General features: G+C 67.2%; 16 protein-coding genes and 2 riboswitches. Of the genes, 12 read left to right on the plus strand and 4 right to left on the minus strand.

The window, feature by feature from the left end:
* Positions 1-30 precede the first annotated feature (30 nt).
* Together AC07U0_RS17400 and AC07U0_RS17405 are read right to left on the minus strand one after the other, a co-directional pair.
* A complete protein-coding gene (locus tag AC07U0_RS17400) occupies positions 31-711 on the minus strand; it encodes an SdpI family protein (RefSeq protein ID WP_494721241.1) in 681 nt (226 codons plus the stop codon).
* Positions 708-1022, minus strand: a complete 315-nt coding sequence (locus tag AC07U0_RS17405) for a metalloregulator ArsR/SmtB family transcription factor (RefSeq protein ID WP_494721242.1) — start codon at positions 1020-1022, stop codon at positions 708-710. Before AC07U0_RS17405 ends, AC07U0_RS17400 begins: the two co-directional genes overlap by 4 nt.
* 143 nt (positions 1023-1165) lie before the next feature.
* Here AC07U0_RS17405 and AC07U0_RS17410 point away from each other — a divergent pair, with 143 nt between their 5' ends.
* Together AC07U0_RS17410 and AC07U0_RS17415 are read left to right on the plus strand one after the other, a co-directional pair.
* A complete protein-coding gene (locus tag AC07U0_RS17410; protein WP_494721243.1) occupies positions 1166-1924 on the plus strand; it encodes a 3-oxoacyl-ACP reductase in 759 nt (252 codons plus the stop codon).
* A gap of 57 nt (positions 1925-1981) precedes the next feature.
* Positions 1982-2602 carry a hypothetical protein gene (locus tag AC07U0_RS17415; protein WP_494721244.1) on the plus strand — a complete coding sequence of 207 codons (621 nt, stop codon included), beginning with the start codon at positions 1982-1984 and terminating at the stop codon, positions 2600-2602.
* A gap of 33 nt (positions 2603-2635) precedes the next feature.
* On the opposite strand, the gene erpA is transcribed toward AC07U0_RS17415, so the two are convergent.
* Positions 2636-3013, minus strand: coding sequence for an iron-sulfur cluster insertion protein ErpA (gene erpA / locus AC07U0_RS17420; RefSeq protein ID WP_494721245.1), 378 nt, complete (start codon positions 3011-3013; stop codon positions 2636-2638).
* 89 nt (positions 3014-3102) lie between these two features.
* Between erpA and AC07U0_RS17425 the strand changes: the two genes are divergently transcribed.
* The 6 genes from AC07U0_RS17425 to AC07U0_RS17450 all read left to right on the plus strand — a co-directional run bounded on the left by AC07U0_RS17425 (position 3103) and on the right by AC07U0_RS17450 (position 8049).
* Positions 3103-4305 (plus strand): deoxyguanosinetriphosphate triphosphohydrolase, encoded by a 1203-nt coding sequence (locus AC07U0_RS17425; protein WP_494721314.1) that lies wholly within the window; start codon positions 3103-3105, stop codon positions 4303-4305.
* A 93-nt stretch (positions 4306-4398) separates the two neighbouring features.
* Positions 4399-5184, plus strand: coding sequence for an SPOR domain-containing protein (locus AC07U0_RS17430; protein WP_494721246.1), 786 nt, complete (start codon positions 4399-4401; stop codon positions 5182-5184).
* 5 nt (positions 5185-5189) lie between these two features.
* Positions 5190-6236 (plus strand): beta-N-acetylhexosaminidase, encoded by a 1047-nt coding sequence (nagZ, locus tag AC07U0_RS17435; protein ID WP_494721247.1) that lies wholly within the window; start codon positions 5190-5192, stop codon positions 6234-6236.
* Between the two features lie 4 nt (positions 6237-6240).
* Entirely contained in the window at positions 6241-7065 is an 825-nt protein-coding gene (locus tag AC07U0_RS17440; protein ID WP_494721248.1) for a segregation and condensation protein A, read from the plus strand.
* A gap of 32 nt (positions 7066-7097) precedes the next feature.
* Positions 7098-7736, plus strand: a complete 639-nt coding sequence (gene scpB, locus AC07U0_RS17445) for an SMC-Scp complex subunit ScpB (RefSeq protein WP_494721315.1) — start codon at positions 7098-7100, stop codon at positions 7734-7736.
* 133 nt (positions 7737-7869) lie between these two features.
* Entirely contained in the window at positions 7870-8049 is a 180-nt protein-coding gene (locus AC07U0_RS17450; protein WP_494721249.1) for a hypothetical protein, read from the plus strand.
* 22 nt (positions 8050-8071) lie between these two features.
* Here the strand turns inward: AC07U0_RS17450 and ispH are convergent, their stop codons facing one another.
* Positions 8072-9031: a 4-hydroxy-3-methylbut-2-enyl diphosphate reductase gene (gene ispH / locus AC07U0_RS17455; protein ID WP_494721250.1), complete on the minus strand. Its 960-nt coding sequence runs from the start codon at positions 9029-9031 to the stop codon at positions 8072-8074.
* Positions 9032-9214: 183 nt separating this feature from the next.
* On the opposite strand from ispH, the gene AC07U0_RS17460 reads away from it, so the two are divergent.
* From AC07U0_RS17460 to gcvT, 4 genes are all read left to right on the plus strand, one after another.
* Positions 9215-9913, plus strand: coding sequence for a Tat pathway signal sequence domain protein (locus AC07U0_RS17460; RefSeq protein WP_494721251.1), 699 nt, complete (start codon positions 9215-9217; stop codon positions 9911-9913).
* Positions 9913-11715: an arginine--tRNA ligase gene (gene argS / locus AC07U0_RS17465; RefSeq protein WP_494721252.1), complete on the plus strand. Its 1803-nt coding sequence runs from the start codon at positions 9913-9915 to the stop codon at positions 11713-11715. The genes AC07U0_RS17460 and argS overlap by 1 nt, the downstream gene beginning before the upstream one ends.
* 55 nt (positions 11716-11770) lie before the next feature.
* Positions 11771-12778 carry an adenosine deaminase gene (locus AC07U0_RS17470; RefSeq protein WP_494721253.1) on the plus strand — a complete coding sequence of 336 codons (1008 nt, stop codon included), beginning with the start codon at positions 11771-11773 and terminating at the stop codon, positions 12776-12778.
* A 46-nt stretch (positions 12779-12824) separates the two neighbouring features.
* Positions 12825-12923: riboswitch (glycine riboswitch) on the plus strand.
* Between the two features lie 4 nt (positions 12924-12927).
* A riboswitch (glycine riboswitch) is annotated at positions 12928-13013 on the plus strand.
* Positions 13014-13069: 56 nt separating this feature from the next.
* Entirely contained in the window at positions 13070-14188 is a 1119-nt protein-coding gene (gene gcvT / locus AC07U0_RS17475; protein WP_494721254.1) for a glycine cleavage system aminomethyltransferase GcvT, read from the plus strand.
* Positions 14189-14195 lie beyond the last annotated feature (7 nt).

Raw genomic sequence — 14195 nt, forward strand, 5'->3', positions numbered from 1 at the left:
AATCTCCAAAGAAGAAGGTGGGACGCGAAATCAGAAGGGTTGGCGGTCGGGATCGGTGCGCCAGACGCGCCAGCTCTCGAATACGGACCAGATGGCCGCGACCAGGATCAGGGCAGGGGCGGCCATCATCGTCAGGGGCTGAGGCGCGATCGGACCCGCGATCAGCAGTATGAGGCCGAACCAGAAGAACAGGCGGCCCGCGAGACGGTTTGACCGATCCCAAGCCAGACGGCTTTTGTAGCTCCACGGCGTGCGGACGCCGACAAGGGGGTTGGGTCCGACCCGACCGAGGCCTGCGCCGATCAGGGTCAGGATCAGGCCCAGAAGAGCGATGGTCCACCCCGGAGAAAAGGCCGTCGCTCCGGCGGCGCCGCCCAGCGCGGCCCAGCCGAGGAGGGCGGTCGTGCCGCCGATGGCGATCAGGGAGATGAACTGGCCCATGCGCAGGCCGCGCCGTCGCGACGGTTCTTCGGATCGGCCGGCGTACCAGCCCATCATTCCGGCAGTGATCGCGGTCATGGCGGCCATGAAGACCAGCAGAACGCCGAGTTCGGTGCGGTCGCCATAGCGGTCAGGCTGGCCGTTCAGGCCGAAATGCATCGGAACGGGCGTGGTCGGCCCATTCGTCAGGGTCCAGAGCGCCAAGGCCAGGATGCCGACGGCGACCACCACGGTCGCGGCGTCCAGCAGGGTGAAACGGCGGTCTGTCATTTCGGCGTCTCCTTCGAATGGGCGGGCGACAGGCTGGGCGTTTCAGCCTCCACGCCCGTTCCTGCGATCTCCATGAGAAAGGCCATGGCCTCTTCGACGGCGGAGATTTCGAGGCGGTAGCGGATGGTCTGGCCTTCGCGCTCGGGGCTGACGAGGCCGGCCTCCTTGAGCGCGTTCAGATGGCCGGTGATGGTCGGCCAGCTCATGTCGAAGGCGGCGGCGATGTCGCCAGACGCCATGGGGCCCTTGCGCAGCATCGCGACGATGCGGCGGCGGACCGGGTGCGACAGGGCCTTGAACAGGGTGTTCATGAGGCAGAACCCTAATTAGGGATTTTCCTAATCGCAAGCCTTATTTCGGAACTTGCCTAATAAGGCCGGCGCTAGCTGTTGCGAAAGGCTTGCAAGCGCGACCGGGACGGGGTTGAACCCGCGTATCTTTCAAGGAGCCCGCCATGAACATCAGCGACCAGATCGTCCTCGTCACCGGCGGGGCGCGCGGCGTGGGAGCGGCGGTGGTCCGCGCCTTTGCGGGCGAGGGCGCGCGGGTGGTGATCAACTGGCGCGCCAGCGGCGACAAGGCCGAGGCGCTGGCCGCCGAGCTGGGCGACCGGGTGATGGCGTATCAGGCCGACGTCGCCGACCGGTCGGCGGTGGAGGCCATGGTCGCGGCGGTCGAGCACCGCTTCGGCGGGCCGATCACGACGGTGGTCAACAATGCGCTGGACTACAGCTTCAACGGCGATGCGCGGTCGGTGCTGACCGACATCGGCTGGGCCGAGATGGAGAGCCAGTTCTCGACCGTGGTGCGGGGCGCCCTGAACGTCATCCAGGCCTGCGTGCCCGGTATGTGCCGCCATGGAGGAGGGCGCATCGTCAACATCGGCACCAACCTGTTCCAGAACCCGGTCGTGCCTTATCACGACTACACCGCCGCCAAGGCCGCGCTCCTGTCCCTGACCCGCACGGCGGCGGGCGACCTGGGCCCCAAGGGGATCACCGTCAACATGGTCTCGGGCGGCCTGCTGCGGACCACGGACGCCTCGGCCGCCACGCCCGACGCCGTCTTCGACCTGATCGCCGGCATGACCCCGCTGCGCTCGGTGACCACGCCGGAAGAGTTCGCTGACGCGGTGCTGTTCTTCGCTTCCCCCTGGAGCCGTGCGGTGACCGGGCAAAATCTTGTGGTGGATGGGGGGCTAGTGCGGGATTAGAGCAAGCCCCGCCAAAAGGTCCGTGTTCGAGAGACCATCTTCCTCTGGACCTGCGCGGTGGGCCATGTGCTTCATGTCGACATGAAGATTTGGGACTGGGTGTTTGGCGCGCTTTGCGTCGCTTGGCTGCTGATGTTCGGCTTGGTCGCGGGCGTGTTTGACGTCCGCGCCGATGACACACCTGCATGGGTGCAGGCCATTGGGTCGATCCTTGCCATTCTCGTCGCTGTCGCGGTCGCGGGCTGGCAAAACCGGCGTAACCAACAACTCAGCCTCCTAGCAAGGAGATCTGCGCGCTTCGAACGTATCGCGCCTTTACGTGCGTTAGTGAATGCCGCCGTAGATTTGGCGGCCGAAGCTCAGAGCGATTTCGGGTGGTTGGAAGATCGTTGGGAAACTGATTTCTGGAACAGGATTGAAACTGAACTTGAGGAAATTTCAATAATGAGCGTTGCGGATTACGCAATTGCGAGAGATTTACTTGAATTGCAGCGTTGCTTTTCGGGTCTGCGTTGGACGCTGGGAGTTTTACATGGAAGATACATTGAAGACATGGAGCGAACAGGGCCGCCGGTAGATGAAGAAGATCGTGACTTCTATCGTAGTCACCGAGCAAAGGTTTTGGCTGCCGGCGCGCGAATCTCTAGCAGGCTTATTGCTTTAGAAGTTCCGGATTGAAGAGGCTTAGGTTCGCCCAAACAAAGATAGATCTCAGATCGAGAAGCTGACCCCGCAGCCGCAGCTGGTCGCGGCGTTCGGATTGCGCACCACGAACTGGGCGCCGGCCAGTTCGTCGACGTAAGCGACCTCCGATCCCTTGAGGAAGGGAACCGAGACCGGGTCGACCAGGAGGGTCTGCCCGTCGGTTTCGATGCGCAGGTCGTCGGCTTCGGCGGTCTGGACGAGGTCCATCTGGTACTGGAAGCCGGAGCAGCCGCCGCCCTCGACGGCGACGCGCAGCATGACCGTATGACCCTCGGCGGCGCCGAGCTTCGCCAGACGCTTCGCGGCGCTGGGCGACAGGACGATGCCCTCGGGCGTGCGGGTCGCCACTTTCAGTTCAAACGGAGCAGGTTGGACGCTGGTCATGGCTGTCTATATGAGACGCCGGGGGCCATGCGCAAAGGCCCGGCCGATCACGAAACGCGACCCGCTTGAGCCAGCAGCCCTCCAAAGACATTCCGTTCGCCGACACCTGCGGCTTCGCCCCCTATGCGGAGATCCCGGCGGACACTCTCGGGCGGCTGGTCCCGGAGACCGCGAGCCGGACGCGCAACGCCTTCGCCCGCGACCGCGACCGGATCATCCATTCGACCGCCTTCCGCCGCCTGAAGGGCAAAACCCAGGTCTTCGTGGCGCATGAGGGCGACCACTACCGCACCCGCCTGACCCACAGTCTGGAGGTGGCCCAGATCGCCCGGTCGCTGGCGCATGCGCTGGGGCTGGACCAGGATCTGGCCGAGACCATCGCTCTGGCCCACGACCTGGGCCATCCGCCGTTCGGCCATGCGGGCGAGGACGAGCTGCAGGTGCAGATGGAGCCGTATGGCGGCTTCGACCACAACGTCCAGACCTTCCGCGTGGTGACCAAGCTGGAGCGCCGCTATCCGGGCTTCGAGGGGCTGAACCTGTCGTGGGAGACCGTCGAGGGGGTGATCAAGCACAACGGCCCGGTGACCCACAAGCTGGACGACCCGGCCTGGCAGGCCATCGCCGACTATACCCGGACCAGCGCCAATCCGGACTGGGACCTGAGGCTGAACAGCTTCGCCTCGCTGGAGGCCCAGGCCGCCGCCATCGCCGACGACATCGCCTATAATAACCACGACGTGGACGACGGTGTTCAGGCGGGCCTGTTCACCCTTGCCGATCTGGCCGGGGTGCCGCTGATCGGGCCGGTGCTGAAGAGCGTGCGCGCCGACTGGCCGGAGCTCGACGACCGGATGACGCGGCTGGAGGCCGTGCGGCGCATGATCGGCCTGATGGTGGACGACGTGCTGGCCGAGACCGAGCGGCGGCTGGCGGCGGACAGGATCGTCACGCCCGAGGACGTGCGCGGGGCCAAACGCACCCTGATCCAGTTCTCCGACGCCATGTTGGCCGATCTGGGGGTGCTGCGCGCCTTCCTGTTCCAGCGCATGTACCGCCACTACCGCGTCAACCGGACCCGCAGCCAGGCGCGGCGGATCCTGGCCGAGATGTTCCAGCTGTTCATGGCCGAGCCCGAGGTCCTGCCGCCCGAATGGTCGGCGCGGGCCAATGTGGACGATCGGCACAAACGGGCGCGGGCGGTCTGCGACTATATCGCCGGCATGACCGACATGTATGCGATCGAGGAGCACCGGCGGCTGTTCAGCATCGACCTGATCCGCGAGGTGTGATTTTCACCCCAACTGTGATTCGTCTGCGGGGGCGGGCGGGTTAGAGTGTCAGGCCGCGCGCCGATTCGCGCCGGACCCAGAGATCAAGCGACCATGTCCTACGACGACAACAACCGCCCGAACGACAGCCGCGACCGGGGGCCCTATACGCCGCCGACCGACGACGACCTGCCGTTCAACCGCGGCGGCGGGTTCGATGCGCGTCGCGGACCGCCGGCCAAGGCCCCGCCCGTGACCCTGATCGTCAGCGCCGTAGTGCTGCTGGTGCTGATCATCGCCGTGGTGGTCTTCTATCGTTCGGGCCTGCGCGCCTCCAACGACGTGCCGCCGGCCGTGGGCACGCCCGTGGGCCAGATGAAGGTCGAGGCGCCGCTGGACGCCCAGCCGGTTGATGAAGAGGCCGGCGTCGACGTCTATCGCAACGAGACGCCGCCGGTGGACACCGCCCCGACCTATACGGCGCCGCCGGAACAGGCCCAGCCGCGCCCGGCGCCCAAGCCGCTTCCGCCGGTGGTCTCCGACGAGCTTCCGCCCGCGCGCCCGGCTCCGGCGACCGCGACCCGTCCGACCCCGACCGCGCCGGTGGTCCGTCCCTCGCCCCAGGCGACCCAGACCCCGCCGACCCCGGCGGCCGCGAATGGTTCCTCGGCCGTGCAGATCGGCGCCTTCTCCTCGACCGCCATCGCTGACCGCGAATACGCCGCCGTCGCCGCCCGCTTCCCGCAATATGCGCGCGGCGCCCAGAAGCGGGTGCAGGAAGTCACCGCCTCCAACGGCTCGACCGTCTATCGCACCACCTTCTTCGGTCTGAGCCGCGAGCGGGCCCAGGCCTTCTGCGCGGCCATTCAGGGCGCCGGCGGCGACTGCCTGGTGCGCTGAGCCCGGTGAACAGCGCCGCCATCTATGGGTGCCTGGGCACGGCCCTGACGGACGAGGAGCGGGCCTTCTTCGCCGACGCACGGCCGTGGGGCTTCATCCTGTTCCGCCGCAATGTGGAGACGCCCGAGCAGGTCCTGCGCCTGACCGACGCCCTGCGTGAAAGCGTGGGCCGGGACGCGCCGGTGCTGGTCGATCAGGAAGGCGGCCGGGTCCAGCGCCTCGGCCCGCCGCACTGGGCCAAATATCCGCCGGGCGACGCCTATCTGAAGGCGACCAACGACCCGATGACCGCGCGCGAGCTGGCGCGGCTGGGCGGACGGCTGATGGCCCATGATCTCAAGGCCGTCGGCATCAACGTCGACTGCGCGCCGGTGCTGGACGTGCCCGTGCCCGGCGCCCACGATATCATTGGCGACCGCGCCTATGCCCGCGATCCGGCTCTGGTGGCCCAACTGGGCCGGGCGACGGCCGAGGGGCTGCTGGCCGGCGGGGTCCTGCCGGTGATCAAGCATATGCCCGGCCACGGCCGCGCCTTCGCCGACACTCACAAGGAGCTGCCGACGGTCCATGCCGACCTCGACGCCCTGGACGCCTGGGACTTCGCCCCGTTCAAGGCCCTGTCGGATATGCCGATCGGGATGACGGCCCACATCGTCTTCACCGCCATCGACAAGAAGCGGCCGGCGACCCAGTCGAAGAAGGCGATCAGGCTGATCCGCGAGCGTCTGGGCTTCGGCGGCCTGCTGCTGTCCGACGATCTGGTGATGAACGCCCTGTCCGGAACGCTGAAGGAGCGGGCGGAAAAGTCGCTGAAGGCCGGCTGCGATCTGGTGATCCACTGGAACGGCGACCTTTCCGAGATGCGTCAGGTCGCCGAGGGCGTCAGCGGGCTGAAGGGCGGGGCGGCCCGCCGCGCCGAGGCGGCGCTGAACCGCATCGTCCATACGCCCGAGCCGCTGGATCTGGTCGAGGCCCGCGAACGCTTCGACGCCATGCTGAAGGGCCGTCTGGACGCCGCGAAGGGCGCGGATGTCGGTGAGGCGCAAGCCTGACCCCATGACCGAAGCCTTCCAGCCCAATCTGGATTTCGCCGCCGTCGAGCAGATCGACGCAGGCGAGGCCTTTGTGGTCGATCTGGAGGGCTATGAAGGGCCGCTGCACGTGCTGCTGGCGCTGGCGCGGACCCAGAAGGTCGACCTGCTCAAACTCTCCATCACGAAGTTGGCGGAACAGTATCTGGCCTTCGTGCATGAGGCGCGGCGGCGGAATTTCTCGTTGGCGGCCGACTATCTCGTGATGGCGTCCTGGCTGGCCTATCTGAAGTCACGACTGCTGCTGCCGCGTACCGACAAGGGCAAGGGCGACGAGCCGCCGGCCGAGGACATGGCCGCGATCCTGGCCTTCCGCCTGCAGAAGCTGGACGCCATGCGCAAGGCCGTCGAGGCCATTCAGGCCCGGCCCCAGCTGAAGCGCGACGTCTTCACCCGGGGCGATCCGGAGGCGACGGTGATCATCCCGTCCGATCGCATCGACGCCAGCCTGTACGAGCTGATGAGCGCCTATGTGATCCAGCGGCGGCGCGAGCAGGCGCGGCACTATACCCCCGGCCAGCGGGTCGAAGCCTTCGGGCTGGAGGCGGCGCGCGACTGGCTGCGCGACGTCCTGCCCCGGCTGGAGGAGTGGACGACGCTGGATCAGGTCGCACCCTTGCGGGATGAGGGCGACGACGGCCCCAGTCAGGCCAGCTTCACCGCCTCGACCCTCTCGGCCAGTCTGGAGCTGGTCAAGGAAGGGGCGATGGACGTGCGTCAGGACGGGGCGTTCGAGGACATCTATCTGAAGCGGCGCGGCGTGGGCTTCCCGCTGGAGCTGCAGCCGTGACCGACCTTCAGTTCGTTCCCGACGAGACCGAGATGGAGCGCCGCGTCGAGGCGCTGCTGTTCGCCGCCGCCGGGCCGCTGTCGGCCGCCGAGATTGCGCGTCGACTGCCGGAGGGGACCGACGTCGGCGCCGCCATTTCGGGTCTGCGCAAACGCTATGAGGGCAGGGGGGTGGAGCTGGAGTGCGTCGCCGACCGCTGGCGGTTCCGCACGGCGGCGGACCTGTCCTTCCTGATGACCGAGGAGCGCGAAGAGCCGCGTCGCCTCTCCAAGGCCGCGCTCGAGACCCTGGCCATCATCGCCTATCACCAGCCCGTCACCCGGGCCGAGATCGAGAGCGTGCGCGGGGTGTCGATCTCGCGCGGGACGCTGGACCTGCTGCTGGAGATGGGCTTCGTGCGGCTGCGCGGGCGTCGGCGCACGCCGGGCCGGCCGGTCACCTACGCCACCGCCGACCGCTTCCTCGAGCATTTCGGCCTGGCCAGCCTCTATGACCTGCCGGGCGCGGCGGAGATGAAGGCGGCGGGCCTGCTGGACCTCTCCCTGCCCACCGGTTTCGAGGTGCCTGATCCCTCACGCGGCTCCGACGCCGACGAGGAAGACCCCATCGAGGACGGCGACCAGCCCGAGTTCGCCCAGGATTTCATCGAGGGCGACGACGCCTCGCGGTAATCCGCCTGGGCTTGGGCGAGTTGTTTCCAAAGATTAAATCGGGAGTCCGCGACCGCCCTCAGTAGGGTTCCGGATGAGATTTGACTGCGGTGGGCGATGTTGGGGATAGCCAACAGATCGGAGGCTAATCGCTGTGGCCCATCTTCCCGCATTGATCGCACCGCCGGCCTTGTCGGCCAATCACTGTCGCGAACGCGCCCGCAAGCTGTTCGCCGAGGCCGTCGCTCATGAAGATCCGCAAGAGCGTGAACTGCTGCTCAGACGCGGCGAACACTGGATGCAGCGATGGCTCTACTGGCCGCCTGAAGCCTGAGTTGCGCGGGTAACCGCCTCCGTCAGGCTGTCAGCGCCCTCGGCAGTTTGAACGTCACCGTCTCGCGCTCGCCCGGGTCGTTGACCATGGTCGTGTCGAAACGCTCGGCGATGGCGGCGATCAAGGCCTGGATCAGGGGCTCGGGAGCCGAGGCGCCGGCGGTGACGCCGACAGTGTCCACGCCCTCGAACCAGCGCCAGTCGACCTGGGAGGCATCGTCCACCAGCCGGGCGTCCTTCGCTCCGCCGCGCAGGGCCACCTCGACCAGCCGCACCGAGTTCGACGAGTTGGGCGAGCCGACCACCAGCACCAGATCGCAGCCGTCAGCCAGAACCTTGACCGCCTCCTGACGGTTGGTGGTGGCGTAGCAGATGTCTTCCTTGTGCGGGTCGGGCAGCTCGGGGAAACGGGCCTTGAGCGTCTTCAGGATCTCGGCCGTGTCGTCCATCGAGAGGGTGGTCTGGGTGGCGTAGGCGAGGGGGGCGTCACCCGGTCGTTGCACCGTCTCGGCGTCCTCGACCGTCTCGATCAGGGTGATGGCGCCGTCGGGCAGCTGGCCCATGGTGCCGACGACCTCGGGATGGCCCGCATGGCCGATCAGCAGGATGTGGCGGCCCGCATTGTGGTGACGCTCGGCCTCGACATGGACCTTGGAGACCAGGGGGCAGGTCGCGTCGAGGAACAGCATCTCGCGCGCCCGGGCGCTGGCGGGCACGGATTTCGGCACACCGTGGGCCGAGAAGACGACAGGCCGGTCGTCGGGGCATTCGTCCAGCTCCTGGACGAAGACGGCGCCCATGGCCTTCAGACGCTCGACGACGTGGCGGTTGTGGACGATCTCGTGGCGCACATAAACGGGGGCGCCGAACTTCTCGATGGCCCGTTCGACGATCTGGATGGCGCGGTCCACGCCGGCGCAGAATCCCCGCGGGGTGGCGAGGCGGACCTTGAGCGGGCGTTTGATCGGCGCATGGGCGTTCATGGGCCCAACCTAGGACTTTCCCGGCCAAATCGCTACCGGGTCGCCACAGTGAGCAAGGCCCTCGCGCGTCTTTCACGCGTGACGTTTGCCGCGCCTCGCTTTAGCCGCTATCAGCACCCAGCGTGGCGGTGTCGGGCGCCGACACTTTGCTGCGCGCCCATTCGGCTGTCGGAAATTCCCTTGATGCGTCGCCTTGTCCCCGCCTTGTCCGCCCTCGTCCTGATGGCCGGCGTGCTTCCCAGTGTGGCCCATGCCCAGTACAGCGGCGGCCCGCAGCAGCAGGGCAGCCGTGATCGCAGCGGTCAGCAGCAGCGGGGCGCCGACGATGATCAGCAGCCCGCCAGCCGTGGTCCGCGCCAGGGCGTCCTGCGCCAGCAGGCCAACGCCGGCCCGTGCCCCTATGTGAAGATTCTCTACGACGCCGCCCGCTACGTCGAGCTGGCCGACAACCGCGCCGCCCTGGCCAACGTCGGCTATACCGGCGAGATCGAAGGCGTCACTGCGGGCTGCAGCTATCGCTCGGACGATCCGATCACCGTTCAGATGAACGTGCTGTTCAACCTGGGCCGCGGGGCCCAGGCGACCGGCGACCAGCGCACCTACCGCTACTGGATCGCCGTCACTGAGCGGAATGCCGCCGTTCTGGCCAAGGAATATTTCGACCTGCCCGTCGACTTCAAGGGCCAGCAGACGGCCTCGGTCGAGGAAGAGCGGACCGTCGTGATTCCGCGCAAGGACGTCAGCGTCAGCGGCTCGAATTTCGAGGTTCTGGTCGGTTTCGACGTGACGCCGGAAATGGCCAACTTCAACCGCGACGGTAGCCGCTTCCGCGTCAACGCCGGGACGACCACCCCCGCGCCGACGCCGCCGGCTGCCCAGTAATGACCGATCTCAAGTCCGAACTGGGCGAAGCGGTCGCAGCCGCCTTCGCCGCCGAAGGCGTGGATTCGGCGCTCGCGCGGGTCACCCCCTCCGACCGGCCGGACCTCGCCGACTTCCAGTCCAACGGGGCGCTGGCCGCCGCCAAGGCGCTGAAGTCCAATCCGCGTGAGCTGGCCAGCAAGGTCGCCGAACGGCTGGCCGCCGATCCGCGCCTGTCCTCGGTCGAGGTCGCCGGGCCCGGCTTCATCAACTTCAAGGTCTCCGACGCGACCCTGGCGAAGCGGGCCCAGGCCGTCGCCGAAGACGCTGTGCTGGCCGGCGCGTCGACCGTCGCCGCGTCCCGCAAGGTGGTCGTCGACTATGCTGGCCCGAACGTGGCCAAGCCGATGCACGTCGGCCACCTGCGCTCCTCGATCATCGGTGAGAGCCTGAAGCGGCTGTTCCGCCTGCGTGGCGACACCGTCTGGGGCGACGCCCACTTCGGCGACTGGGGCTTCCAGATGGGACTGCTGATCGTCGCTGTCGGCGATGAGGGCAAGGCCGACGGCTTCCTCGTCGAAGGCGAGGGGCCGTTCCCGGCCGAGAGCCCGGTCAGCCTCGAAGACCTCGAGCGCCTGTATCCGGCCGCCGCCGCCACCGCCAAGGAAGATCCCGCCTATCGCGACCGCGCCCGCAAGGCGACGGCCGAGCTGCAGGGCGGACGCCCCGGCTATCGCGCCCTGTGGAAGCATTTCGTCGCCGTCAGCCGCACGGCGCTGGAGCGTGAGTTCGGCGCCCTGGACGTCACCTTCGATCTCTGGAACGGGGAATCGGACGCCGATCCGCGCATGGCCGGGATGATCGCCGACCTGACCGCCAAGGGCCTGCTGGTCGAGGACGACGGCGCCCAGGTGGTCCACGTCGCCGGACCGGGCGAGACGCGCAAGAAGAAGCTGGCCGACGGTTCGGTCATTGAGGCGCCCAGCCCGCCGCCGCTGCTGGTGGTGAGCTCGGAAGGTTCGGCCATGTACGGCACGACCGATCTGGCGACCATCGTCGACCGGCGCGAGACGCTAAACCCCGATCTGATGCTCTATGTCGTCGACGAACGGCAGGCCGAGCATTTCGAACAGGTCTATCGCGCCGCCTATCTGGCCGGATATGCGAAACCGGGCGAGCTGGAGCATCTCGGCTTCGGGACCATGAACGGCACCGACGGCAAGCCGTTCAAGACCCGCGCAGGCGGGGTGCTCAAGCTGCACGACCTGATCACCCAGGCGACCGACAAGGCGCGCGACCGTCTGCACGAAGCCAAACTGGGCGCCGACGTCGACCCGGTCGAGTTCGAGGATATCGCCCACAAGGTGGCCATCGCCGCCCTGAAGTTCGCCGACCTGTCGAACAGCCGAACCACCAGCTACATATTCGACCTCGACCGCTTCATGAGCTTCGAGGGCAAGACCGGTCCCTATCTGCTCTATCAGGTCGTCCGCATCCGCTCGCTGCTGCGCCGCGGGGCGGAGCAGGGCGCGACGCCCGGCCCGATCGTGGTGACCGAACCCGCCGAGCGTGATCTGGTCCTGACGCTGGACGCCTTCGATCAGGCGATCTCGGACGCCTATGACAAGCGGATGCCGCACCTGATCGCGGAACACGCCTATCGTCTGGCCCAGGCCTTTTCCAAATTCTACGCGGCCTGCCCGGTGCTGGTCGCGCCGGACGAAGCGACCCGCGCCTCGCGTCTGGCCCTGTCGAAGGCGGCGCTGGACCAGTTGGTGCTGGCGCTGGGCGTGCTGGGGATCGCCACGCCGGAACGCATGTAGCGTAGCGGGACCGGTTTCGGGTTAGACTGCACGGGTCCCGATCCGGAGCCTGCCCATGTCCCTCGACGCCTTCATCAACGGCCTGCCCAAGGCCGAGCTGCATCTGCATATCGAGGGCAGTCTCGAGCCTGAACTGATGTTCGAGCTGGCGAAGCGCAACAAGGTCGAGATTCCGTTCGACAGCGTCGAGGCCGTGCGCGCGGCCTATGACTTCTCGAACCTGCAGGACTTCCTCGACATCTATTACGCCGGGGCCAATGTCCTGCAGACCGAGCAGGACTTTCACGACCTGGCCTATGCCTATTTCCAGCGGGCGGCGGCGGACCGGGTGCGGCATGCCGAGATCTTCTTCGACCCCCAGACCCACACCGACCGGGGCATTCCGTTCCAGGTGGTCGCCGATGGCCTGCTGTCCGGGATGAAGGCGGCCGAGAGCGATCTGGACGTCTCGTCCCAGCTGATCCTCTGCTTCCTGCGCCACCTCGATGAGGACGCCGCTTTCGCCACGCTACGCAAGGCCGAGCCCTGGCTGGACCGCATCCGGGGCGTGGGCCTCGACTCGTCCGAGGTCGGTCATCCGCCGTCCAAGTTCAAATCGGTCTTCGCCGCGGCGGGTTCGATGGGCCTCAAGCGCGTCGCCCATGCCGGGGAGGAGGGGCCGCCAGAGTATGTCTGGGAGGCGCTGGACCTGCTGAAGATCGACCGGATGGACCACGGCAACCGCTCGATGGAGGATCCGAAACTGGTCGAACGGCTGGCGAAGGAGGGGATGACCCTGACTGTCTGCCCCCTGTCGAACCACAAACTCTGCGTCGTCGACGACCTGAAGGACCACCCCGTGCCCGAGATGCTGCGGCAGGGGCTGCACGTCACCCTGAACTCCGATGACCCGGCCTATTTTGGCGGCTATGTGAACGAGAATTACCGTCAGTTGACGGCAGCCGTCGGCCTGACCCGCGAACAGCTGATCGGTCTGGCGAAGAACAGCTTCGAAGGCTCGTTCCTGACCTCGGCCGAAAAGTCGGCCTTTATCGACGAGATCGACGCCTACGCGGCATCGTGATGGCCCGCCGCGCTTGACTTGGAGCCAGAGTCGAGGCCTAGGTCGCCTCGCTCTCGCGGGAGAGATCGGGCGGTGGAAACACCGACCCGGAGCCGAAGGCGCAACCGCCCCGGAAACGCTCAGGCAAACGGACCGCGAGGACATTCGGACGCTGGAAAGCCGCCTGTAAGGGCGCGCCGACGGAGCAAGACGCCTTTACTCAAGGCGTTGGAATCTCTCAGGCTTCAGGACAGCGGGGGCGCGAGGACGGCGGAGCTTCCGCCCCATGACGCGACTCTGAAAGCCGGATGCATGACTGACGAAACCCTGAAGACCACCCCCCTGAACGCCGCACACCGCGCGCTCGGAGCCCGCATGGTCGGCTTCGGCGGCTATGACATGCCGGTTCAGTACGAAGGGGTTCTGGCCGAGCACCGCTGGACCCGCGAGCACGCCGGCCTGTTCGACGTGTCGCACATGGGCCAGTGCAAGATCACCGGCACCGACGCCATTTCCCAGTTCGAGCGCTTCGTTCCGGGCGACTACCAGATCCTAAAGTCGGGCAAGCAGAAGTACTCCCTGCTGCTCAACACTGACGGCGGGATCATCGACGACCTGATGGCCGGCAAGCCTGACCACGACGGCCTGTTCGTCGTCGTCAACGCCGGCAACAAGGACGAGGACTTCGCCTTCTGGAAGGCCAACCTCGAAGGCGACGCCAAGCTGACCGTCTTCGACGACCGCTCGCTGATCGCCATCCAGGGCCCCGAGGCCGCCGAGGTGATGCTGAAGTACGAGCCGGTTCTGGCCGAGTTTGGCTTCATGGACTGCGCCCGTCTGATGCTGTTCGGCGTCGACTGCTTCGTCTCGCGCTCGGGCTACACCGGCGAGGACGGCTATGAGATCTCCGTGCCGAACGCCGACGCCGAGCGCATCTGGAACACCATCCTCGAAGACGCCCGGGTCAAACCGATCGGTCTGGGCGCGCGCGACAGCCTGCGTCTCGAGGCCGGCCTGCCGCTGCACGGCCACGACATCGACCCGACGACCTCGCCGGTCGAGGGCGCCCTGACCTTCGCCCTGTCGAAGTCGCGCAAGGAAGCCGCCAACTTCAACGGCGCCGACCGCATCCTGAAGGAACTGGCCGAGGGTCCGTCGCGCGTTCGCGTCGGCCTGAGCATCAAGGAAGGCGCCCCGGCCCGCGAAGGCGCCGAGATCGCCGATCTGGACGGAAACATCATCGGCAAGGTGACCTCGGGCGGCCCGTCGCCGACGCTGGGCCGCAACATCGCCATGGGCTATGTGCCCCCCGCCTATTCGGAACTGGGCACGGATCTGAAGGTCATCGTCCGCGGCAAATCCGCCGCCGCCGAGGTCATCGCCATGCCCTTCGCCGCCACCCGCTACTACCGCAAACCCAAGACCGTCTGAGGATCGC

This window comes from Brevundimonas sp. GW821-FHT02A10, from assembly GCF_059422025.1.

Excerpts from the sequence above, each read along its gene's own strand:
- ispH (WP_494721250.1), bottom strand. The coding sequence starts at position 9,031 with ATGAACGCCCATGCGCCGATCAAACGCCCGCTCAAGGTCCGCCTCGCC.
- AC07U0_RS17440 (WP_494721248.1), top strand. The coding sequence starts at position 6,241 with ATGACCGAAGCCTTCCAGCCCAATCTGGATTTCGCCGCCGTCGAGCAG.
- argS (WP_494721252.1), top strand. The coding sequence starts at position 9,913 with ATGACCGATCTCAAGTCCGAACTGGGCGAAGCGGTCGCAGCCGCCTTC.
- AC07U0_RS17430 (WP_494721246.1), top strand. The coding sequence starts at position 4,399 with ATGTCCTACGACGACAACAACCGCCCGAACGACAGCCGCGACCGGGGG.
- scpB (WP_494721315.1), top strand. The coding sequence starts at position 7,098 with ATGGAGCGCCGCGTCGAGGCGCTGCTGTTCGCCGCCGCCGGGCCGCTG.
- AC07U0_RS17410 (WP_494721243.1), top strand. The coding sequence starts at position 1,166 with ATGAACATCAGCGACCAGATCGTCCTCGTCACCGGCGGGGCGCGCGGC.
- erpA (WP_494721245.1), bottom strand. The coding sequence starts at position 3,013 with ATGACCAGCGTCCAACCTGCTCCGTTTGAACTGAAAGTGGCGACCCGC.
- gcvT (WP_494721254.1), top strand. The coding sequence starts at position 13,070 with ATGACTGACGAAACCCTGAAGACCACCCCCCTGAACGCCGCACACCGC.
- AC07U0_RS17470 (WP_494721253.1), top strand. The coding sequence starts at position 11,771 with ATGTCCCTCGACGCCTTCATCAACGGCCTGCCCAAGGCCGAGCTGCAT.
- AC07U0_RS17400 (WP_494721241.1), bottom strand. The coding sequence starts at position 711 with ATGACAGACCGCCGTTTCACCCTGCTGGACGCCGCGACCGTGGTGGTC.
- AC07U0_RS17460 (WP_494721251.1), top strand. The coding sequence starts at position 9,215 with ATGCGTCGCCTTGTCCCCGCCTTGTCCGCCCTCGTCCTGATGGCCGGC.
- AC07U0_RS17405 (WP_494721242.1), bottom strand. The coding sequence starts at position 1,022 with ATGAACACCCTGTTCAAGGCCCTGTCGCACCCGGTCCGCCGCCGCATC.